Genomic DNA, 21040 nt, shown 5'->3' on the forward strand with positions numbered 1-21040 from the left:
CCCTCGGGCCCGGTGACACCACCCCCCAGGTCATCTGTTCGACAGGGGGCAACAGTCATACCGGGCCCGGAGGCCAGCGGCCCTCTTGCAGGACCGCGAAGAAGATAACGGGGGCCGGTGCGCGGCTCTGGGGGGGGGGCTGCTTCGTCCGGGGCTCGATTCCGGCCGCGCCGACAGTCCCCGAGTTGGCCAACAGTCCCCGAGTCAGCCGGCAGTCCCCGAGTCGGCCGACAGCCCCCTCCGTCTCCCTGTCGCCTCCCCCCCGCTACGCCCCCAGCACGTCCCGCAGTTGGCCCAGACCCCAGTCCAGGTCCTCCTCGCTGATGACCAGCGGCGGCGCCACCCGGATCGTCACGCCGTGGGTGTCCTTGACCAGGACGCCCCGGTCCATCAGCTTCTCCGAGATCTCCCGGCCCGAACCGAACTCCGGGGTGATGTCGACGCCCGCCCACAGCCCCCGCCCGCGCACCGCCGTGACATGCCCGGAGTCGACGAGCCGGGCCAGCTCGCGGTGCAGATGCCCGCCGAGTTCGGCCGCCCGCCGCTGGTACTCGCCCGTCCGCAGCATCGCGATCACCTCCAGCGCCACCGCGCACGCCAGCGGATTCCCCCCGAACGTCGACCCGTGCTCCCCGGGCCGGAACACCCCCAGCACCTCCGCACTCGACACCACCGCAGACACCGGCACCACCCCGCCGCCGAGCGCCTTCCCGAGGACGTACATGTCCGGCACCACCCCCTCGTGCTCGCACGCGAACGTCCGCCCCGTACGCCCCAGACCCGACTGGATCTCGTCCGCGACGAACAGCACCCCCCGCTCCCGCGTCAGCTCCCGCACCGCCGGCAGATAGCCCGCCGGCGGAACCAGCACCCCTGCCTCCCCCTGGATCGGTTCCAGCAGCACCGCCACCGTGTTCTCCGACACCGCCGCCCGCATCGCCGTCAGATCCCCGTACGGCACGATCTCGAACCCGGGCGTGTACGGGCCGAAGTCCGCCCGCGCCTCCAGGTCCGTCGAGAAACTGATGACCGTCGTCGTCCGCCCGTGGAAGTTGTTGCCCGCCACGACAATCTTCGCCCGCCCCTCGGGCACGCCTTTGACCCGGTAGCCCCACTTCCGGGCCGTCTTCACCGCGGTCTCGACCGCCTCCGCGCCCGTGTTCATCGGCAGCACCATCTCCATGCCGCACAACGACGCCAACTCCCGGCAGAAATCGGCGAACCGGTCGTGATGGAACGCCCGGGACGTCAGCGTCACCCGGTCGAGCTGCGCCTTCGCCGCCTCGATCAGCCGCCGGTTGCCATGGCCGAAGTTGAGCGCCGAGTAGCCGGCCAGCAGATCGAGGAAGCGGCGCCCCTCGACATCCGTCATCCACGCTCCGTCCGCCGTCGTCACGACGACCGGCAGCGGGTGGTAGTTGTGCGCGCTGTGCGCCTCGGCCGAGGCGATGAACGCCTCCGTCGTCTCCAGGGCATCCATGGCGGTCACCGGAACTCCGTTCTCCGACCCGCGAAGGGTGGGCGTGTGGCCTCCTTCCTATCGTCGCTCGCATGGTGGACGGGGGAACCCGGTGATCCGGCGCGCCCGGTAGGCTGACCGGCGGGGCCGTGACTGGCGCGCTGGGATGGGACCGACCATCGGGGAGCGGCACCCACGCTGTGACTTCTCCGGGTACCGCCCCGGACCCCCGGCCGCGCAAGCAGGCCGTACGAGGGGGCCCGGCGGTGTCCGGGCGCGGAGCCGCGGCAACCGAGTGCCGTGCGCCTGGGCCGACCCGTGAACGCTGAACGCCACGTCCGGAGGCCGTCATGCCAGAGCCCCTTTCCACCGAGTCCACCGCCTTCCGCAGCGCCCTCGACGTGATCAGGGCCGTGGAGCCCCGCGTCGCCGACGCCATCGGCCAGGAAGTCGCCGACCAGCGCGACATGCTCAAGCTCATCGCGTCCGAGAACTACGCCTCCCCGGCCACCCTGCTGGCCATGGGCAACTGGTTCAGCGACAAGTACGCCGAGGGCACCGTCGGCCGCCGCTTCTACGCCGGCTGCCGCAACGTCGACACCGTCGAGTCCCTCGCCGCCGAGCACGCCCGCGAGCTCTTCGGCGCCGAGCACGCCTACGCCCAGCCGCACTCCGGCATCGACGCCAACCTCGTCGCCTTCTGGGCCGTCCTCGCCGACCGCGTCGAAGCCCCCGCCCTCGCCAAGGCCGGCGTCCGCAACGTCAACGACCTCACCGAGGCCGACTGGGCCGAACTCCGTCAGGCCTTCGGCAACCAGCGCATGCTCGGCATGTCCCTCGACGCCGGCGGCCACCTCACCCACGGCTTCCGCCCGAACATCTCCGGCAAGATGTTCGACCAGCGCTCGTACGGCACCGACCCCGCCACCGGCCTCATCGACTACGAGGCCCTGCGCACCTCCGCCCGCGAGTTCAAGCCGCTGATCATCGTCGCCGGCTACTCCGCCTACCCCCGCCTGGTGAACTTCCGGATCATGCGGGAGATCGCCGACGAGGTCGGCGCCACCCTCATGGTCGACATGGCCCACTTCGCCGGCCTCGTCGCGGGCAAGGTCCTCACCGGCGACTTCGACCCGGTGCCGCACGCCCAGATCGTCACCACCACCACGCACAAGTCGCTCCGCGGCCCGCGCGGCGGCATGGTCCTGTGCGACGAGACCCTCGCCGAGCAGGTCGACCGCGGCTGCCCGATGGTGCTCGGCGGCCCCCTCCCGCATGTCATGGCCGCCAAGGCCGTCGCGCTCGCCGAGGCCCGCCGCCCCGAGTTCCGCAGCTACGCGCAGGCCGTCGTCGACAACGCCCGCGCCCTCGCCGAGGGTCTGATGCGCCGGGGCGCCACCCTGGTCACCGGCGGCACCGACAACCACCTCAACCTCATCGACGTCGCCTCCTCCTACGGGCTCACCGGCCGTCAGGCCGAGTCGGCCCTGCTCGACTCGGGCATCGTCACCAACCGCAACGCCATCCCCGCCGACCCGAACGGCGCCTGGTACACCTCCGGTATCCGCATCGGCACGCCGGCGCTCACCACCCGGGGTCTCGGGACGGCCGAGATGGACGAGATCGCCGGTCTCATCGACCGTGTCCTCACCGCCGCCGAGCCCGGCACCACCGCCAAGGGCGCCCCGTCCAAGGCGCAGCACGTCCTCGACGCGAAGATCTCCGACGAGATCGCCCACCGCGCCACCGACCTGCTCACCCCCTTCCCGCTCTACCCGGAGATCGACCTCGGCTGACGGCCCGGCTGATCGACTTGCCGCCCGGCCATCGACGGCCACCGGCCATTCGACTGCCACTCACCGGCCGTCGGCTCCGGCCGCCGACCTGCGGCCGGCTCCAGCCCGCTAGAGGTCGATCAGCTCCTGTCGTGACTCCCGCGGCGATCCGGCGTTCTCCCGCCGGGTCGCCGTGCGGCGTATGCACCACGGGACCCCGGCGCCGAGCAGCAATCCCACCGCGAGCCCGGGCAGCGCCCACCGAGCCCGGGCCGGCCATCCCGGTTCCGAGGTCACCGGTGCCGCCCGCTCCGGGCCGAACAGGGCGCCCTCCTGGGCAAGCCGGCCGAACACCGAGCGCGGCGCCCGATGCCAGCGGATGTCGTCGTCCGCCACGTCGGGCGAAGGGTCCGTCCGCACCCAGGGTGTGCCGTCCGGCGCGAGGAACACCTGGTCCTGCCGCTCCATCGCCACGTCCCCGTCCGGCGCCCGGCCGGTCTCCGGCCAGCCCCCGATTCCGGTCAGCCCCCAGACGACGGTGACCCGCACCGGCGGATAGCGCCCCTTCGTCCACGCCTCGGGCACTCGCTCCGTCCCCGTGTACCGAGGCGCCAGCAGCCGCCACAGCCGGCCGAAGTCCCGGTCGCCGGAACGCAACGTCGTCGTCCGCCCCCGGTCGCCGTCGATCACCAGCGCCATGTCCGGGCTGTCACCCGAGCCCGCGCCACCCCGAGCACTGCCGACGGCCCCGGCCCCGGCCCCGGCACCGGCACCGGCCCCGGCGGCAGGCCCGGCCCCGGCAGTGACCCCGGCCTCCTCCCTCGCCCCGGCCGTGACCGGAGCGGCCAACGCGGCCACCGTCACGCCCGCGAGCACCAGTCCACGCGCCCCCGCCTTCGTCCGCTCACCCCTGCACCTCATCGGTCCCCCCTGATCCGCAGTCCGCAGTCCGCTCACCTCGCCCGCACGAGGCGCCTCACTTCTGGTACACCGCTCGGCCCTTCGGGGTTCCCACTCGACGCCCGACCTCTTCCGAGCGATGCCGGCCGGCCCGCACTACTTCACCGACCGCGCGATCTCCAGTGCCCGCGCCTTCGAGGACACCCCCTCCAGCCGGAGCGTCACCTCCCCGCGCCGCATCCACAGCAGCGTCGGTCCGGCGGTGCGCTCGGAGCGGACGAAGCGGTCGCCGTCCCCGTCGAGCAGCCAGAAGCTCAGCCGGTGCGGGCGCGCGAACCACAGCGCGGGACTGCCGAGGTCGTCCCCTTCGTCCAGGCGCAGCCACTCCGGCGGCTCCCGCACCGTCTTCGTGAAGCCGATGTCGAGCCGCGCCGGATACGCGTCGATCCTGACCGTGCGCCCGTGCTCGTGCCAGCACAGGTTCATCAGCAGGCGGCCCTTGCGCTCCGGGGTCACCTGGATCACGTCCGGCGTCCCGAGGGCGCCGGGCACCGGGGGTGCGAAACCGGCCCGCCGGGCGGCCTGGGCCGATGTCAGGGAAGGCCCGGGACAGCCGGGCACCCGGGCCCCGGCCGACGGTGCCGCCGACGGGTCGTACCGCACCTCGACACCGCCGAAGCCGAACCAGTCGGCCACCGCCGCGCGCACCGGCGGGGTGAGCACCAGCACCGCCAGCACCCCGCACAGCGCCGCCGTCAGGACCCGCCGGCGCGCTCGCGCCCAGCGGCGCACCGCAGCCAACCGCGCCCCCGGCCCCGGGCCGCCGGTCACCTCGGCCGGAAACCCCTCGTGCCGGTCCGGGGCCGCGGGTGAGGCGTGCAGCGCGAGTATCTCGGTCAGCACCCGCTCGACCATCGACTCGCCTGGATCGGAGCCGTCGGCCGCCGGTCCGTCGAGCGAGCGCCCGAGGGCCAGCAGCTCGGCCCGCAGCCGGGCGGCGTCCCCGTCGTCCCGCCCGCTCCGGCCGCCGGCCGGTCCTCCGGTGCCGGAGCCCTCCTCGTACGGCTCGGTCATCTTTCTTCACCCCCTTTCCGGGGCTCGCGGGGTTCGAGGGCGGGCAGGAGCCGGCCCAGCTTGCGCAGGGCTCGATTCAGCCGTGACTTCACCGTGCCCCGAGGCCAGCCCAGGGCCTGGGCGGTCTCCGGCTCGTCCATCTCCAGCAGATAGCGGTAGGTCACGACGAGCCGGTGCTCCTCGCTCAACTGCTCCAGCCCCGCCAGGAGCGCGGTGCGGCGCTCGCCGTGCAAGGCCGCGAGCGCCGGGTCCGCCGATTCCGGTATCAGCGGCTCAGCCTCCGTCAGCGCCGCCTCCCGGCCGGCCAGGGTCCGCTGGCGCGCCGCCGTCCGCACGGTGTTCCTCGCCTCGTTCGCCACGATCGACAGCAGCCACGGCCTGAACGCCGAGCCGTCCCGAAACCGCTCCAGCGAGCAGTACGCCTTGATGAAGGCCTGCTGCACCACGTCCTCCGCGTCCGCCCCCGCGCCGAGTGCCCGGGCCGCCCTGATCGCGATGCCCGTATGGGCACGGACCAGCTCCGCGTACGCCTCCGGCTCTCCGGCGCGTACGCGGGCGATGACCTCGGCCTCGTCGACGACGATGCGGCCCCCCTCCCGCGTCCTCACACTCTTGGTACACCGCCCGGCCCCCATCGGTTCCCACTCGTGTCCGCGCTGTTTCCGGGCAGTTCCGGAGCGGGTCCCGGCACCTGAGAGAATGGTGAGCATGGCCTCTGACAGTCCCCGCGTGCTCTCCGGAATCCAGCCCACGGCAGGCTCGTTCCACCTCGGCAACTACCTCGGCGCGGTCCGCCAGTGGGTGGCCCTGCAGGAGTCCCACGACGCGTTCTACATGGTCGTCGACCTGCACGCGATCACGATCCCGCAGGACCCCGCGGACCTGCGGGCCAACACCCGGCTCGCCGCGGCCCAGCTCCTCGCCGCGGGCCTCGACCCGGAGCGCTGCACGCTGTTCGTGCAGAGCCATGTGCCCGAGCACGCGCAGCTCGCCTGGATCATGAACTGCCTGACCGGCTTCGGCGAGGCCTCCCGTATGACGCAGTTCAAGGACAAGTCGGCCAAGCAGGGCGCCGACCGGGCGAGCGTCGGCCTCTTCACGTACCCGATCCTCCAGGTCGCGGACATCCTCCTCTACCAGGCCAACGAGGTGCCGGTCGGAGAGGACCAGCGCCAGCACATCGAGCTGACCCGCGACCTCGCCGAGCGCTTCAACGGCCGCTTCGGCGAGACGTTCACGGTCCCGAAGCCGTACATCCTCAAGGAGACGGCGAAGATCTTCGATCTCCAGGACCCGGCGATCAAGATGAGCAAGTCGGCGTCCACGCCCAAGGGCCTCATCAACCTGCTCGACGACCCGAAGGCGACCGCCAAGAAGGTCAAGAGCGCGGTCACCGACACGGACACGGTCATCCGGTACGACGCGGTGGAGAAGCCGGGTGTCAGCAACCTGCTGACCATCTACTCGACCCTCACCGGGACCGGCATCCCCGAGCTGGAGCTGAAGTACGAGGGCAAGGGCTACGGAGCCCTGAAGACGGACCTCGCCGAGGTGATGGTCGACTTCGTGACGCCGTTCCGCGAGCGCACCCAGCAGTACCTGGACGACCCGGAGACCCTCGACTCGATCCTCGCCAAGGGCGCGGAGAAGGCCCGTACCGTCGCCGCGGAGACCCTCTCCCAGGCCTACGACAAGGTCGGCTTCCTGCCCGCCAAGCACTGACGGGGAGCCGGGGGCCGGTGCACGCGCGCGTGACAGGCCCCCGCCCGCAGGGCGGCCCGGACCCCTACCACAGTGCCTTCGGCAGTCAGTACGAGACGAGCGCGACACTCGTACGGCCGCCGGTCGGGGGCCTCGCGGTCGTACAGTCGATAGCCGGGCAGGCCGCACAACCGCCCCTGTCCGCCCCGCACCACCACCGACCGGACCATGGAACGACGACAGGAGACGACGTGGGGACCGTAACGATCGGCGTGTCGATCGCGGTCCCGGAGCCTCACGGCAGCCTGCTCCAGGAGCGGCGCGCGGGCTTCGGCGACCCCGCGGCTTCCGGCATCCCCACGCACGTCACCCTGCTGCCGCCGACCGAGGTGGCGGAGTCGGCGCTGCCCGCGATCGAGGCGCATCTCCTCGACGTCGCCGCCGCCGGCCGCCCCTTCTCGATGCGGCTGTCCGGCACGGGCACCTTCCGTCCCCTGTCGCCGGTCGTGTACGTCCGGGTAGCCGACGGCACCGAGTCCTGCGCCTGGCTCCAGAAGCAGGTCCGGGACGCCTCGGGGCCCTGCGCGCGCGAGCTGCAGTTCCCGTACCACCCGCATGTCACCGTGGCGCACGGCATCGACGACGAGGCCATGGACCACGCCTTCGAGGCGCTCTCCAGTTACGAGGCCGAGTGGACCTGCACCGGGTTCGCGCTCTACGAGCAGGGTGCCGACGGTGTCTGGCGCAAGCTTCGGGAGTACGTCTTCGGGGGCGCCGTGGTGCCCCCGCAGGCCTGTCCCTCGGAGCGGGACAGCAACTCGACGCTGCCGGCGCTCTAGGTTCCGTCCTCGGCCTCTTTGGTCCCCTGGCCGCGGCGGGTGGTCGGCCGGCCGTCTGTGGGGGCGGTCGCGCGGTTTCCCCGCGCCCCTGGACAGTCGCCGGTGTCTTCCTGGAGAGCCTGGACGCGCTTGGCGTGGGGTCAGATCGGGAGTTTGCGGAAGAGGCCGCGTGGGGCGTGGCGGAGGGCCGACATGACGACCCGGAGCGCCCCCGGCACCCAGACCGTTTCCGACCGGCGGCGCAGGCCCAGCTCGATTGCCGCGGCGACCGCCTCCGGGGTGGTGGACAGAGGGGCCTCCGGCAGGCCGGCCGTCATCCGGGTGCGGACGAAACCGGGCCGCACCACCATCACGTGCACTCCCGTGCCGTACAGGGCGTCGCCGAGACCCTGCGCGAAGGCGTCCAGGCCCGCCTTGCTGGAGCCGTAGATGAAGTTCGAGCGGCGGGCCCGCTCGCCCGCGACGGAGGACAGCACCACCAGGGAGCCGTGCCCCTGCGACTGGAGCGCCCGCGCGCACACCAGGCCCGACGAGACGGCCCCCGTGTAGTTGGTCATCGCCACCCGGGCCGCCGCGACCGGCTCGCGCTCGTCCAGCGCCTGGTCGCCGAGCACCCCGACGGCCATCAGCACCATGTCGATGTCGCCCTCGGCGAAGACCTTGCCGAGCGCCTCCTCGTGGGACTCGGGGTCCAGCGCGTCGAAGGCGACGGTACGGACCTCGGCGCCGAGCGCGCGGAGCTGCCCGGCGGCCTCCTCCAGGGCGGGCGTCGGCCGCCCGGCGAGCCATACGGTGCGGGCGCGCCGGGTGATCATCCGGCGCGCGGTGGCGAGCGCGATCTCGGACGTGCCGCCGAGGATCAGCAGGGACTGGGGGATACCGAAGGCGTCCTTCATGACAGCTCCTTGAGACGGGGAACGGAACGAAGCGGGCGGCGCGGTTGGCGTTCTAGAGACTCAGCGCGTTCTAGAGACTCAGCCGGCGGGACAGGTCCGACGTGAAGACGCCCCTCGGGTCCAGCTCCCGGCGCAGCGCGCGGAAGGCGTCCAGCCGGGGGTACATCGCCTCCAGCAGCTCGGGCCGCAGCCGCGCGTCCTTGGCGAGGTACACGCGTCCGTCGGCGCCCGCCACCTCCTCGTCGAGTTCGTCGAGGAAGGCGCCGAGGCCCGGCAGGTTCGCCGGGATGTCGAGGGCCAGCGTCCAGCCGGGCATCGGGAACGACAGCCAGCCCGGATCGCCCTCCCCGAACCGCTTCAGGACGGCGAGGAACGACGGGCAGCGGTGCTCGGAGATGCGCCCCACGATCCGCCGCAGGGTCTCCTCCCTGCCGTGCCCGACGACGAACTGGTACTGCACGAAACCGCCGCGCCCGTAGACACGGTTCCAGTGCGGCACCCCGTCGAGGGGGTGGAAGAAGGTGGGGATCCGCTGGAGTTCGCCGGTCCGCGAGCGGGGCGCCTTGCGGTACCACAACTCGTTGAAGAGGCCCACCGTCGTCCGGCCGAGCAGCCTCTCCGGTACGAACGCGGGGGCGGCCGGCAGCCGTGAGGGGCGGAAGGCGAGCGGGTTCCGCCGCGCGCGCGGCGGCAGCGCGTCCAGCGGGGCGTGGTCGCCGCGGGTGAGGACGGAGCGCCCCATCCGCGCCCCGCGCGCGAGGAGGTCGATCCAGGCGACCGAGTAGCGGTAGAGGTCGTCCGTGGCGGTCAGCCGGGCCATCAGGTCGTCCAGGTCGACCGCGCGCTCGGTGTCGACGGACATCAGGGCGGTCTCGACCGGCTGGAGACGGACGGTGGCCGTGAGGATCACGCCGGTCAGGCCCATGCCGCCGGCCGTCGCGTCGAAGAGGGGCTCGCCCTGGCCGACCGTGCGGATCTCGCCGTCCGCGGTCAGCAGCTCGAAGGACAGCACATGCCGGGCGAACGAGCCGGACACGTGATGGTTCTTGCCGTGGATGTCGGCGCCGATCGCCCCGCCCACCGTCACATAGCGGGTCCCGGGTGTCACGGGCACGAACCAGCCGAGGGGGAGCAGCACCTCCATGAGACGGTGCAGCGACACCCCGGCGTCGCACAGGACCGTGCCGCCGCTCACGTCGATGGCGTGGATCCGGTCCAGGCCCGTCATGTCGAGCACGGCGCCGCCCGCGTTCTGCGCGGCGTCCCCGTAGGCCCGCCCGAGCCCCCGGGCGATCCCTCCCCGGGCCCCGCACTCCCGGACGGCGGTCGCCGCCTCCTCGTAGCTGCGCGGGCGGACCAGACGGGCGGCGGTCGGGGCGGTGCGGCCCCAACCCGTGACGGAGACGGTGTCGGCAGGCATGCCCGTGACCGTAGCGCCGGTAGGGGTGCACACCGGGGCAATCTCCTCAGCCCCTCACGGCTCCTCACCGAAATGGGTGATTAATTGGATGTCGTCATAGATTGCCGTAATTCCGTCGCCGCTCACTAGAAGAGTGGCCTCACATGGACGACCTTGACGACCGTGACGACCTGGATCGGCGGCTTGACGGCCATGGCCACCGTGGTGGCGAGATGGACCGACCACGCGACGACCATGACAAGCCCGCCCCCATGGACCGACAGCGTGACGCCATGGACCGCAGAGTTGACGAGCGCGCCGCTGTGGACCGCGGAGTTGATGATCGCGACGCCGTGGACAGCGGACTTGATGGCCGTGACGCCGTGCACCGCGGCATTGACGGCCGTGACGTCATCGACAGGGGCATTGACGACCTTGACGGACGTCTTGACCGTGCTGGCCATCTTGACCCCAGACATGATGGTCTTGACCCCGGGCATGACCGTCTTGACCCGAGACCCGACGGTATGGACCGGCGTCTGCTGTCCATGTTCCACGCCTGCGGCACCGACCCCCGCGTCGCGGCTGCCGCGCGCGCCCTGTCCTGGAGCGGCGAGCACGGCGCGCTCTGGCTCGCCGCCGGCCTGACGGGCGCCGCCGTCGACCGCGACCGCCGGAGCGCCTGGCTCCGGGCGACCGCCCTCACCGCCACCGCGCACCTCGCGAGCATGGGGGTCAAGCGCGTCGTACGCCGCCCGCGCCCCACCCATGTGACCCCGCGCGTGAGCACGGCGGGACGGCACTCCTTCCCCAGCTCGCACGCCGCCTCCGCGGCTGCCGCCGCCGTCGCCTACGGCGCGCTCGGCGCGTCCGTCGCCGTGCCGCTCGCCGCCGCGATGTGCCTCTCGCGCCTCGTCGTCGGCGTCCACTACCCGACGGACGTCGCCGCGGGCGCCGCCCTGGGAGCCGCGGCGGCCAAACTGGGCGCCCGGTGGATCGGGGTGCGCCATGGCTGAACGCACCGCACTCCTGGAGCGCGCCCCCCTCGCCCCGCCGCCCCCGAGGAGGGTGACCGGACTCGTCCGGGGCCTCGTCAGGACCGCGCGCCCCCGCCAGTGGGTGAAGAACGTGCTCGTCGTGGCCGCCCCGGCCGCCGCGGGCCGGCTCTTCTCGTGGGACGCCCTCGGCCAACTCGCCCTCGTATTTGTCCTGTTCACGGCCTGCGCCGCCGCCGTGTACCTGATCAACGACGCCCGGGACGCCGCCGCCGACCGCGCGCACCCGGTGAAGCGCCACCGCCCGGTCGCCGCCGGCCAGGTCCCCGTCCCCGTCGCCTACGCCGTCGGCGGCACCCTCGCCGCCCTCGCGCCCGCCCTCGCCGCCTGGGTCTGCTCGCCGGCCGTCTGCGCGCTGCTGACCGCCTACATCGGCATGCAGCTGGCGTACTGCGTCAGCCTCAAGCACGTCCTCGTCGTGGACCTCGTCATCGTCACCACCGGCTTCCTGATGCGGGCGATGATCGGCGGACTGGCCCTCGGCATCCCCCTCTCGCGCTGGTTCCTCATCACCACCGGGTTCGGGGCGCTGTTCATGGTGTCGGCGAAGCGTTACTCCGAGGCCGTGCAGATGGCCGGGAAAGGGGGAGCCACGCGCGCGTTGCTCACCGAGTACACGACCGGCTACCTCCGCTTCGTCTGGCAGCTCGCCGCCGGCGTGTCCGTCCTCGGCTACTGCCTGTGGGCCCTGGAGGACGGCAGCGGGCCGGGCGCGGGTCTGCTGCCCTGGCGCCAGTTGTCCATGGTCGCCTTCATCTTCGCCGTCCTGCGCTACGCCGTCTTCGCCGACCGGGGGACCGCGGGCGAGCCGGAGGACGTCGTCCTGCGCGACCGCGCCCTCGCCGTCATCGGCCTCGTCTGGCTCGCGATGTACGGGCTCGCGGTGGCCAACTGGTGAGCGTCACCGACCCGTCCGCCCCGCCCGTCACGGACCCGCCCCTCAGGGACCCGTCCGTCACGGAGGCCCCCGTCACGGATTCGTCCGTCACGGCGGCACCCGCCACCGAACCGGGCGCCACCGAACCGCCCGCCACCGAACCGCCCGCCACCCAACCGGGTGTCGCCCGGCCGGTAACCGACCCGTCCGCTCCCGAGACCCGCCCCGGCGAACGGCCCGTCACCGAACCGGCCGTTCCCGACGCAGGCGCCGCCCAACGGCCCGTCCGCGCGCGGTTCCTGCGCGAGGTCCTCGGTTTCGCCGCCGCCGGGCTCCTCGCCTACGCCGCCGACCTCGGCCTGTTCCTGTGGCTGCGCGGCCCCGCGGGTCTCGACCCGTTGACCGCCAAGTCGCTCTCCTTCCTGGCGGGCTGCTCGGTCGCGTACGCCGGTAACGCGCTCGGCACCTACCGGCACGCGGCCCGGGGACCACGCCAGTACGTGGTCTTCTTCGCCGTGAACATCGCGGGCGCGCTGGTGCAACTCCTGTGCATCGCCGTCAGTCACTACGGGTTCGGGTTCACCTCGCGACGCGCCGATACCGTCTCCGGTGCGGGAATCGGCATGGCGATCGCCACTGTCCTGCGATTTTGGGGTACCCGCACATTGGTTTTCCGAGGCGAGGGCAGAGTCGGATCATGGACTGGCTGAAAAAGATTCCCGGCGTGGGACCTCTGGTCGTACGCCTGATGGCCACGCACGCGTGGCGGTCGTACGAGCGGCTGGACCGGGTCAAGTGGACGCGGCTCGCCGCGGCGATGACCTTCATCAGCTTCGTGGCGCTCTTCCCGCTGCTCACCGTCGGTGCGGCGATCGGGGCCGCGACGCTGAGCGCCCAGCAGCAGAAGGACCTTCAGGACAAGCTCGCCGAGCAGGTGCCGGGCATCTCCGACCAGCTCGACATCAACAGCCTCGTCCAGAACGCGGGCGCCGTCGGGCTCATCGCCGGTGCCCTGCTGCTGGTCACCGGTATCGGCTGGGTCGGCTCGATGCGGGAGTGCCTGCGCGCCGTCTGGGAGCTGCCCGACAGCGAGGAGAACCCGCTGCTGCGCAAGCTCAAGGACGGCGGCGTGCTCGTCGGCCTGGGCGGGGCCGTACTGCTGACCGTCGTCGTCTCCACGCTCGCCTCCACCGCGGTGGGCTGGTCGTCCCGGCAGCTCGGCATCGACGAGAACGGCTGGGGGAGCGTGCTGCTCCAGGTCATCGCCTTCGCGGTGGCCGTGCTCGCCGACTTCCTGCTGCTGCTGTACGTCCTCACGCTGCTGCCCGGTGTCCAGCCGCAGCGCCGTCGGCTGGTCGTCGCCGCGCTGATCGGCGCGATCGGCTTCGAACTGCTCAAGCTGCTGCTCAGCGGCTATATGCGGGGCGTGGCCTCGAAGAGCATGTACGGCGCGTTCGGTGTGCCGATCGCCTTGCTCCTGTGGATCAACTTCACCTCGAAACTGCTGCTGTTCTGCGCCTCCTGGACGGCGACGCGCAGCAAGGAGGACGAGCTGGAGGAGGCGGAGGAACTCGCCGAGGCCGACGCGCCGTCGGCGTCCGGCGAGGACGCGGAGGAGGCCGAGGCGGACGCGGAGCTTGCCGTGGCGGCCGAGGCGGAGGCCCGGGCGGAGGCCGAAGCGGTGGCGGAGGCGGACGCCGCGAAGCACACACCGGCCACGGGCTCGACGCGCGCCCCGGCCACGGGCTCGACGCACACACCGGCCACGGGCTCGACGCGCGCCCCGGCCACCGGCTCGACGCGCGCGCCCATCACCGGCTCGAAGGACGCCCCGGCCACCGACTCGGAGGACCGCCGGACGGTGTGACCGCGGGCCCTCGGGCGGTGTGACAGCGGGCCCCTCCGTGTGACCCGAGGGGAGGGCGCCCCGGCGGGGGAGCCGGGCGTCGGCGGTCCGCACACGGTGAAGTCCCGGTGCCTGTGAGGCGCCGGGACTTCTTTGCGCCCGTACCGTCGGCGGCTCGGCGGGTCGGCGGGTCGGCGGGTCGCCGGGTCGCCGGGTCGCCGGAGACGGTGGGTCAGTTCCGGGAGCGGCCGGGCCAGCGGCGGTTCACGAGGTAGACGCCCGCGGCGAGCAGCACGAGGACACCGCCGGTGATCGCGAGGGCGATCCCGATCCCGCTCGTGCCGCCCTTCGCCGCGGCGGAGGACGCCGTCACCGGCTTCTTGGAGGCATCGCCGCCGGAAGCGGCTCCGTCGGAGGCCTTGGCGCCCGGCTGCGCGGAGGTGTCGACGCCCTTGGGCGGCACGAGTTCACCGACCGGCTGGGCCTTGCCCGAGGCCTGGAACCCCCAGTCCAGAAGCCGCGCGGCCTCCTTGTAGACCTCGTTGTGCTCGTTCTTCTCCGGCTTCATGACCGTGACGAGCAGCACCTTGCCGTCGCGTTCGGCAACCCCGGTGAAGGTGGCACCGGCGTTGGTGGTGTTGCCGTTCTTCACCCCGGCGATGCCCTGGTACGTGGTGACGTCGCTGTCGCCGGTCAGCAGCCGGTTGGTGTTCTGGATCTCGAACGACTCGCGGGTCACCTTGCCCTTGGCGTTCTTGGCCGTGGCGCCGGGGAACTTGGCGCGGACCGTGGAGCAGTACTCCCGGAAGTCCTTCTTCTGGAGCCCCGAACGGGCGAACAGCGTGAGGTCGTACGCCGACGACACCTGGCCCCGGGCGTCGTAGCCGTCCGGGCTCACCACGTGCGTGTCGAGGGCCTGGAGGTCCTGGGCGTGCTGCTGCATGTCCCGGACCGTCTGGCCGACGCCGCCGTTCATCGCGGAGAGCACGTGCACGGCGTCGTTGCCCGAGCGCAGGAACACCCCGAGCCACAGGTCGTGGACCGAGTAGGTCTCGTTCTCCTTTATGCCCACCATGCTGGAGCCCGAGCCGATGCCCGCCAGGTCGGAGGAGGCCACCTTGTGCGAGGTGCTCTTCGGGAACTTGGGCAGCACGGTGTCGGCGAACAGCATCTTCAGGGTGCTCGCCGGGGGCAGCCGCCAGTGCGCGTTGTGCGCGGCGAGGACGTCACCCGACTCGGCGTCGGCGACGATCCAGGAGCGGGCGGTGACGTCCTTGGGCAGCACCGGTACGCCACTGCCGAGGTTCACCTGACTCCCGGGGAGGCCGAGCCGGCTGCCGCCGACGGTCGACATGTCCGCCGGGGGAGTGGCCGACGGTGAGGCCGACGGGGACGCCTTGGGACTCGTGTCGGCGTCCGCGAACGCGGGCGCGGGGAGCGACAGGGTCAACAAGGTGGCTGAAGTGACCAACAGAGATCGCTTGATGGTCTTTTTCGAGGCAGGCACGATCGAGAAAGTACAGGGCCGGAGCGGGGAAATCCCACCGCCGTCCGAGGGCTCCGCACCCCGGCGCCGGGTCGCGGTCCGCGACGGCGATACTGAACCCATGAAGCTCAGCCGCCCCATCTCCTGGTTCCTGCTCGCCTTCGGGGTGTGGAGTTGGGTCATTTGGGTCACTTTCATCAAGAACCTGTACAAGGACGGCAGCGGGCTCGCGTTCGACGACGCGGGTGATCCGACGGCCTACTTCTGGGTGCACCTGACGCTGGCCGTCGTCTCCTTTGTCTTGGGGACGGTCGTCGGGGGCATCGGGTTGCGCGGCCTGCGCGCTCTGCGCCGGACGTCATAACGGGGACGGGGCGCGCCATGGTCGTCGTGTTCGTGCTGGTGGGTGTGGCCGTGCTGGCCGTGCTCGGCGGGTTCCACCGGTATGCCTGGCGCCGTCTGGTGCGGGACACCACGGCCGGACCCGGTACGGCCCGCCGGGCGGGCACCGCCCTCTTCGTCGCCGGGCCGCTGCTGATGCTCGGCGCCGTGGTGAGCGAGCGGGCCGGCGCGCCCTTCTGGCTCCAGCGGGTCCTGGGCTGGCCAGGGTTCCTGTGGATGGCCCTCGCGCTCTACCTCTTCCTGGCACTCCTCGTCGGCGAACTCGCCCGCCCGCTCCTGCGCCGTGCCCTCGACCGGCGTGACGGAGCACGGCGGGCCACCGTGACGGACGCCGACGCCGAGCACCACGCCGGGGCGCACGGCACCGAGACCCAAGCCGGGGCGCACGCCACACCGGCGCCCGGATCACTCCGTACGCAGGCACCCTCGACCACACCGGCCCACCCGGACCCGGCCCCCACCACACCGGCCCACCCGGAGCCGGCTGCCACCGCATCGGAACGACCGGACCCAACCCCGCCCAACCCGGCGGACCCGACCCCGACCCGACCGGCGGACCCGACCAACCCGGTGGAACCAACCCCGACCGGAACCCACCCCGACAGCCCCCGCCCCGACAGCCCCCTCCCACCCCCCTCCCGCCGCCTCTTCGTCTCCCGTGTGGTCGGCGGTGCCGTCGCCGCCGCGGCGGTCGGGACCGTCGGCTACGGGACGTACGGCGTGCTGCGCGGGCCCTCGGTGAAGCGGGTCACCGTGCCGCTCGCCAAGCTGCCCCGCTCCGCCCACGGCTTCCGGATCGCCGTCGTGAGCGACATCCACCTCGGGCCGGTGCTCGGGCGCGGCTTCGCCCAGAAGGTCGTCGACACCATCAACTCCACGCAGCCGGACCTGATCGCCGTCGTCGGCGACCTGGTCGACGGCAGCGTCAAGAACCTCGGCCCCGCCGCCGCCCCGCTCGCCGGACTGCGGGCCCGGCACGGCTCCTGGTTCGTCACCGGGAACCACGAGTACTTCTCCGGCGCCGAGCAGTGGGTCCGCGAGGTACGGGAGCTGGGCATCCACCCCCTGGAGAACGCGCGGACCGAGCTGGCCGGATTCGACCTCGCCGGCGTCAACGACGTCCAAGGCGAGAGCGAGGGGCACGGCCCCGACTTCGGCAAGGCGCTCGGCGACCGTGACACCGCGCGGGCCTGCGTCCTGCTCGCCCACCAGCCGGTGCAGATCCACGACGCGGTGCGCCACGGCGTCGACCTCCAGCTCTCCGGACACACCCACGGCGGACAGCTCTGGCCCGGGAACCTCGTCGCGGCCGCCGCCAATCCGACCGTCGCGGGCCTGGAGCGCTACGGCGACACCCAGCTCTACGTCTCGCGGGGCGCGGGCGCGTGGGGGCCGCCGACCCGGGTGGGCGCACCCTCCGACATCACGGTCGTGGAGCTGGCCTCGCGCCAAGCCTGAGAGTCCCCTGTGAAAGGGCCGGACCGGCCGTCCGCATCGTTGCCGAACACTCTGCCGAAACCCCCTCCCCCGCCGAAACTCCTGTGATTAGGTGATCCGCGTCACCAGGGGAGTGGCCTGCGGTGGGCCTGGGGAGGGCACCGATGCGATCGGTTCGCGTACGAATTCTGGCCATACTGCTCGTCCTGGCGGGCGTGGGAGTCGCCGGCTGGCAACTGATGCCGGACAAGGAGGACACCGGCCGGACCATCACGGTCGGCACGACGGACGTCGTCACCTCGCTCGACCCCGCCGGTGCCTACGACGCCGGGTCCTGGGCCCTGTTCAGCGACCTGTTCCAGTCGCTGCTGACCTTCGAGCCGGGCGGCGCCGAACCGGTCCCGGACGCCGCCGAGAGCTGTGCGTTCGCGGGCACCGGACTGCGTACGTACCGCTGCACGCTCCGCGACGACCTGACCTTCCCGAGCGGGCGCCGGATGACCGCCGAGGACGTGAAGTTCTCCTTCGAGCGGGTCAAGCGCATCAACTCCGAGGTGGGCCCCGCCTCCCTGCTGTCCACCCTGCACAGCGTTGACGCGAACGGCCGGACCGTCACCTTCCATCTGTCCACGCGCGACGCCACCTTCCCGTTCAAGGTGGCGACCGGCGCCGGGGCGATCGTCGACCACACCCGTTACCCCAAGCGCGCCCTGCGCACGGACACCGGCGCGGACGGCACCGGGCCGTACACCCTGGAGACGTACACGAAGAACAAGCAGGCCGTCCTCACGCCCAACTCCCGTTACGCGGGCGCCGTCAAGGACCACGGCAAGCCCGTCGTGCTGCGCTACTACGCCGACTCGGCGGCCCTGGAGACCGCCTGGAAGGCCAAGAAGATCGACGTCGCCGCCCGGCAGCTCCCGCCCGCCATGCTCGCCGGCCTCTCGCCGAGCGACCCCGACAAGCGGGTCACGGAGGCCGAGAGCGCCGAGACCCGCAACCTCGTCCTGAACGTCCGCCCGTCCTCGCCGCTGCACGATCCGCGGGTACGGCAGGCCATCGCCTCCCTGGTCGACCGCGAGCAGCTCGTCGGCCGGACCTACAAGGGCACCACCGAGGCGCTCTACGGGCTGATCCCGGCGGGGATCACGGGCCACTCGACGTCCTTCTTCGACGCCTACCCGAAGCCCGACGCGAAGAAGGCGCGCGCCCTGCTGACCGAGGCCGGGGTCACCCTGCCGGTGCGGTTCACCTACGGATACGCCGAGGGGCGGGGCGCCGCGGCCGAGGAGGCCGCCGAGCTGAAGCGCCAGCTTGAGGCGGACAAGCTCTTCAAGGTGACGACCAAGGGGTACGAGTGGACCGACTTCCAGAAGCGGTACGCCGAGGGGGGCCTGGACGCCTGGGCGGTCGGCTGGGTCGCCGACTACCCCGACCCCGACACCTTCGGCGCGCCTCTGGTCGGCACCGGCAACTCCATGAAGAACGGCTACAGCAGCAAGGACGTCGACCGGCTGATCCAGGACACCCAGCAGGAGAAGGACCGCAGCCGGACGCCCGCCTCCTTCCGGCGCCTCCAGGAGGCCGTCGCGCGGGACGTCCCGCTGATCCCGCTGTGGCAGCGCAAGGACTACGTCCTCAGCAGCGAGGCGGTCGGCGGCGGCCAGTACCTGTCCGACGGCACCGGCGTCTTCCGCCTCTGGCGGCTGGTCTGGATCTGACGGGGAGCCGCCCGGTCCGACGGCCGGAGCTGCCCGGGCCTGACGGTCGGTGCCACCCGGTCCGACGGCCGGAGCTGCCCGGGCCCTGACGGTCGGAGCCGCCCGGGCCCGACCGCCGGAGCCGCCCAGGTCCGATGGCGGCTCCGCCTAGGGGTGCGGAGTCGATCCGTACGCCGTGAGGAAGCGGTCGCGGAAGGCGTCCATCTTCCAGACGGGCGCGGTGTGTTCGGGGCGCAGGCCGTCCGTCCAGTCCCAGTCGGCGATCCGGTCGAGCACCTTCGGGTCCTTGGCGACGATCGAGACCGGCACGTCACGGCTGGCGTGGTCGCCGCTGACCCGGGCGATCGGCTGGTGGTCGCCGAGGAAGACCAGCACGGTGTCCTTGTCGCCGTACCTGACCAGGTAGTCGATGAGGCTCGTCACGGAGTACTGGATGGACTTGCCGTACTCCTCCTTCGACTTCCGCGAGTCGGTGATGATGTCCCCGGGCTTCTTGCCCGCCTTCTGGATGGCGTCGTAGACCGAGCCGTCGCCGACCTGGTCCTGGGGGACGGTTCTGGGGATCGGCGCCCAGGGCTGGTGACTCGAGGTCAGGATGATCGTCGACATCAGCGGCTTGTCGTGCTTCCTGCCGTGCACCAGGCGCTCGAAGGCGGTCAGCGCGTACTGGTCGGGCATGGTCGACCAGCTGAACTTCGGTCCCCGGTAGCCGAGGTCGCGCGAGTCGTAGACCTTGTCGATGCCGTAGAACTTCTGCTCGGGCCACGCCTTCTGGACGCCGGGCATGACGCCGACCGTGTCCCAGTCGCCGGTCTTCTTGAAGGCGCCGGGGAGCGTGAGGTGCCGGCCCGCCGTGACGGTGCGGTAGCGCTGCTGGTTGTTGATCCACAGGCCGGACAGGAAGGTCGAGTGGCCGAGCCAGCTGCTGCCGCCGTACGTCGCCGAGGTGAGCCAGCCGCTCTTCGCCGCGAACCCGGCCGCGGTGAGCTTCTTGTTCTCGGCGGTCAGCGTCGCGTCGACGCCCGGTGCCATGACCGGGTCCTCGATGGCGCTGCGGCCGTAGCTCTCGATGAAGGTGATCATCATGTCCTTGCCGCGCAGATCCGTGAGGAGCTGGCCGGGAGGCGTGTTCGCGAAGGTGTCCTTCTTGGCGACCTTCTTGAACTCGGCCTCGTCCCGGATCGTCTTGCGCACCCGCTCCGCCCGGTCCTGGACGGCCAGCGCGACATGCTCGGAGGCGACGGGCACGCCGGTGAACCGCACCCCGAGCGCCGCGCACGTCACCCAGACGATCGCCGCGGCGAGCGTGCCGCGCGTCGCCGCCTCGGTGTGCCGGGCCAGCAGGTTGCCGAGCCGGACCACCGACAGCGTGAGCAGCGCCAGGACGGCGAGCACGAGCACGATCGCCAGCGCCGCGATGCCGAGCGCCCCGCCCTTGCCGAAGGTGTCCTGGAGGTAGGCCTGCGCGTCGCCGAACAGCGACCAGTCGAGGACCACGTTGAAGCCGCGGCCGAGGTATTCGTTGAAGCCGATGTCCAGGAGGTTCAGGACGGTCAGGGCGCCGAGGACGAGCCCGCCGGCCGCCGCGACCGCGATCCGGGGTCCGCGCGGCAGGACGATCAGCAGGGCCGCGCCGAACACGGCCTCCACCGGCACACGCAGGAACGTCGACGGGTGGAACTGGTCCGACTCGCCGGGCATGAGCAGCGCGAACAGCACGAGCGCCAGGGCGAGACCGGTCACCGTCCACGCGACGACACGCGCGGCACGGGGGTACCGTCCCCGCCAGCCGCGCGACGCCCCACCCGGGGGCGCTCCGTCGGGGGGCGCGTCCGCCTCCTCGGCCGGCCCGGCGGAGGGCTCGTCCTGCCCGGCAGAGGGCTCGTCCCGCCCGGCCGAGGCCTCGTCCCGCTCGGGAGAGGGCTCGTCCCGCTCGGGCGGGGAGGGGGGCGCGCCCGGCTCGGGCGTGTCCCGTTCCGGGGCGTCGCCCGCCGGCGCCTCGTCCGTGTTCGGTAGCTGTCGAGAGCTGGATGTGAACGACAACCCGGCGGTCCTTCCGTGCGCGGCGCGATGCGATGCGATGCGGTGCTGGAGGGGGCGCCGGAGCGTCGTGCGGACCGGCGCGGCCTTCACCGTGGGGTACGGCGCGGTACGGGCCGGCGTTCAATCCGCC

The 21040-nt window shown here is 72.4% G+C and carries 18 protein-coding genes and 1 pseudogene; 10 read left to right on the forward strand and 9 right to left on the reverse strand.

The features are described 5' to 3' along the window. Nucleotides 1-265: 265 nt before the first annotated feature. Nucleotides 266-1471, reverse strand: coding sequence for an ornithine--oxo-acid transaminase (rocD, locus tag AB0912_RS20440; protein ID WP_366701808.1), 1206 nt, complete (start codon nucleotides 1469-1471; stop codon nucleotides 266-268). A gap of 338 nt (nucleotides 1472-1809) precedes the next feature. On the opposite strand from rocD, the gene AB0912_RS20445 reads away from it, so the two are divergent. Next, the gene (locus AB0912_RS20445; RefSeq protein WP_366701639.1) at nucleotides 1810-3255 is read left to right on the forward strand and encodes a glycine hydroxymethyltransferase; all 1446 of its coding nucleotides are present in this window, start codon (nucleotides 1810-1812) and stop codon (nucleotides 3253-3255) included. A gap of 108 nt (nucleotides 3256-3363) precedes the next feature. On the opposite strand, the gene AB0912_RS20450 is transcribed toward AB0912_RS20445, so the two are convergent. From AB0912_RS20450 to AB0912_RS20460, 3 genes are all read right to left on the reverse strand, one after another. Next, complete coding sequence (locus AB0912_RS20450; protein WP_366701641.1) at nucleotides 3364-3933, reverse strand: hypothetical protein; 570 nt, start codon at nucleotides 3931-3933, stop codon at nucleotides 3364-3366. A gap of 357 nt (nucleotides 3934-4290) precedes the next feature. Then, nucleotides 4291-5208 (reverse strand): hypothetical protein, encoded by a 918-nt coding sequence (locus AB0912_RS20455; RefSeq protein WP_366701643.1) that lies wholly within the window; start codon nucleotides 5206-5208, stop codon nucleotides 4291-4293. Next, nucleotides 5205-5816 (reverse strand): RNA polymerase sigma factor, encoded by a 612-nt coding sequence (locus tag AB0912_RS20460; protein ID WP_366701646.1) that lies wholly within the window; start codon nucleotides 5814-5816, stop codon nucleotides 5205-5207. The genes AB0912_RS20455 and AB0912_RS20460 overlap by 4 nt, the downstream gene beginning before the upstream one ends. 100 nt (nucleotides 5817-5916) lie before the next feature. Here AB0912_RS20460 and trpS point away from each other — a divergent pair, with 100 nt between their 5' ends. Beyond that, nucleotides 5917-6930: a tryptophan--tRNA ligase gene (gene trpS / locus AB0912_RS20465; protein ID WP_366701648.1), complete on the forward strand. Its 1014-nt coding sequence runs from the start codon at nucleotides 5917-5919 to the stop codon at nucleotides 6928-6930. A 230-nt stretch (nucleotides 6931-7160) separates the two neighbouring features. Beyond that, on the forward strand, nucleotides 7161-7748 hold the full coding sequence (locus AB0912_RS20470) for a 2'-5' RNA ligase family protein (RefSeq protein WP_366701650.1): 588 nt from the start codon (nucleotides 7161-7163) through the stop codon (nucleotides 7746-7748). A gap of 140 nt (nucleotides 7749-7888) precedes the next feature. On the opposite strand, the gene AB0912_RS20475 is transcribed toward AB0912_RS20470, so the two are convergent. The 3 genes from AB0912_RS20475 to AB0912_RS20485 all read right to left on the reverse strand — a co-directional run bounded on the left by AB0912_RS20475 (nucleotide 7889) and on the right by AB0912_RS20485 (nucleotide 10507). Then, nucleotides 7889-8644 (reverse strand): decaprenylphospho-beta-D-erythro-pentofuranosid-2-ulose 2-reductase, encoded by a 756-nt coding sequence (locus AB0912_RS20475; protein ID WP_366701652.1) that lies wholly within the window; start codon nucleotides 8642-8644, stop codon nucleotides 7889-7891. 70 nt (nucleotides 8645-8714) lie between these two features. Further along, entirely contained in the window at nucleotides 8715-10064 is a 1350-nt protein-coding gene (locus AB0912_RS20480; protein ID WP_366701654.1) for an FAD-binding oxidoreductase, read from the reverse strand. Between the two features lie 125 nt (nucleotides 10065-10189). After that, entirely contained in the window at nucleotides 10190-10507 is a 318-nt protein-coding gene (locus AB0912_RS20485; RefSeq protein WP_366701656.1) for a hypothetical protein, read from the reverse strand. Between the two features lie 63 nt (nucleotides 10508-10570). Here AB0912_RS20485 and AB0912_RS20490 point away from each other — a divergent pair, with 63 nt between their 5' ends. The 4 genes and pseudogenes from AB0912_RS20490 to AB0912_RS20505 all read left to right on the forward strand — a co-directional run. Continuing rightward, the gene (locus AB0912_RS20490) at nucleotides 10571-11059 is read left to right on the forward strand and encodes a phosphatase PAP2 family protein (protein ID WP_366701658.1); all 489 of its coding nucleotides are present in this window, start codon (nucleotides 10571-10573) and stop codon (nucleotides 11057-11059) included. Next, nucleotides 11052-11996 (forward strand): decaprenyl-phosphate phosphoribosyltransferase, encoded by a 945-nt coding sequence (locus tag AB0912_RS20495; protein ID WP_366701660.1) that lies wholly within the window; start codon nucleotides 11052-11054, stop codon nucleotides 11994-11996. The genes AB0912_RS20490 and AB0912_RS20495 overlap by 8 nt, the downstream gene beginning before the upstream one ends. A gap of 278 nt (nucleotides 11997-12274) precedes the next feature. Further along, complete coding sequence (locus tag AB0912_RS20500) at nucleotides 12275-12685, forward strand: GtrA family protein (protein WP_366701810.1); 411 nt, start codon at nucleotides 12275-12277, stop codon at nucleotides 12683-12685. Next, nucleotides 12673-13512: pseudogene (locus AB0912_RS20505) on the forward strand (YihY/virulence factor BrkB family protein); the annotation flags it as partial. The gene AB0912_RS20500 and the pseudogene AB0912_RS20505, both read left to right, overlap by 13 nt. Nucleotides 13513-14053: 541 nt before the next feature. Here AB0912_RS20505 and AB0912_RS20510 read toward each other — a convergent pair. Then, nucleotides 14054-15328: a D-alanyl-D-alanine carboxypeptidase gene (locus AB0912_RS20510; RefSeq protein ID WP_366701662.1), complete on the reverse strand. Its 1275-nt coding sequence runs from the start codon at nucleotides 15326-15328 to the stop codon at nucleotides 14054-14056. A 100-nt stretch (nucleotides 15329-15428) separates the two neighbouring features. Here AB0912_RS20510 and AB0912_RS20515 point away from each other — a divergent pair, with 100 nt between their 5' ends. From AB0912_RS20515 to AB0912_RS20525, 3 genes are all read left to right on the forward strand, one after another. Continuing rightward, entirely contained in the window at nucleotides 15429-15671 is a 243-nt protein-coding gene (locus AB0912_RS20515) for a hypothetical protein (protein WP_366701664.1), read from the forward strand. 17 nt (nucleotides 15672-15688) lie between these two features. Further along, nucleotides 15689-17167, forward strand: coding sequence for a metallophosphoesterase (locus tag AB0912_RS20520; RefSeq protein WP_366701666.1), 1479 nt, complete (start codon nucleotides 15689-15691; stop codon nucleotides 17165-17167). 143 nt (nucleotides 17168-17310) lie between these two features. Next, nucleotides 17311-18867 carry an ABC transporter substrate-binding protein gene (locus AB0912_RS20525; protein WP_366701668.1) on the forward strand — a complete coding sequence of 519 codons (1557 nt, stop codon included), beginning with the start codon at nucleotides 17311-17313 and terminating at the stop codon, nucleotides 18865-18867. Between the two features lie 147 nt (nucleotides 18868-19014). Here the strand turns inward: AB0912_RS20525 and AB0912_RS20530 are convergent, their stop codons facing one another. Next, the gene (locus AB0912_RS20530) at nucleotides 19015-20910 is read right to left on the reverse strand and encodes a sulfatase-like hydrolase/transferase (RefSeq protein WP_366701670.1); all 1896 of its coding nucleotides are present in this window, start codon (nucleotides 20908-20910) and stop codon (nucleotides 19015-19017) included. Nucleotides 20911-21040: the final 130 nt, after the last annotated feature.

Origin of the sequence: Streptomyces sp. NPDC007084 (genome assembly GCF_040703595.1) — a bacterium.
GTDB lineage: Bacteria > Actinomycetota > Actinomycetes > Streptomycetales > Streptomycetaceae > Streptomyces.

Bases quoted from the DNA above. Each gene is read 5' to 3' on its own strand.
- AB0912_RS20445 (WP_366701639.1), top strand. From the start codon at position 1,810: ATGCCAGAGCCCCTTTCCACCGAGTCCACCGCCTTCCGCAGCGCCCTC.
- AB0912_RS20450 (WP_366701641.1), bottom strand. From the start codon at position 3,933: ATGGCGCTGGTGATCGACGGCGACCGGGGGCGGACGACGACGTTGCGT.
- AB0912_RS20455 (WP_366701643.1), bottom strand. From the start codon at position 5,208: ATGACCGAGCCGTACGAGGAGGGCTCCGGCACCGGAGGACCGGCCGGC.
- trpS (WP_366701648.1), top strand. From the start codon at position 5,917: ATGGCCTCTGACAGTCCCCGCGTGCTCTCCGGAATCCAGCCCACGGCA.
- AB0912_RS20475 (WP_366701652.1), bottom strand. From the start codon at position 8,644: ATGAAGGACGCCTTCGGTATCCCCCAGTCCCTGCTGATCCTCGGCGGC.
- AB0912_RS20480 (WP_366701654.1), bottom strand. From the start codon at position 10,064: ATGCCTGCCGACACCGTCTCCGTCACGGGTTGGGGCCGCACCGCCCCG.
- AB0912_RS20485 (WP_366701656.1), bottom strand. From the start codon at position 10,507: ATGGCCAGCACGGTCAAGACGTCCGTCAAGGTCGTCAATGCCCCTGTC.
- AB0912_RS20490 (WP_366701658.1), top strand. From the start codon at position 10,571: ATGGACCGGCGTCTGCTGTCCATGTTCCACGCCTGCGGCACCGACCCC.
- AB0912_RS20495 (WP_366701660.1), top strand. From the start codon at position 11,052: ATGGCTGAACGCACCGCACTCCTGGAGCGCGCCCCCCTCGCCCCGCCG.
- AB0912_RS20515 (WP_366701664.1), top strand. From the start codon at position 15,429: ATGAAGCTCAGCCGCCCCATCTCCTGGTTCCTGCTCGCCTTCGGGGTG.
- AB0912_RS20520 (WP_366701666.1), top strand. From the start codon at position 15,689: ATGGTCGTCGTGTTCGTGCTGGTGGGTGTGGCCGTGCTGGCCGTGCTC.
- AB0912_RS20525 (WP_366701668.1), top strand. From the start codon at position 17,311: ATGCGATCGGTTCGCGTACGAATTCTGGCCATACTGCTCGTCCTGGCG.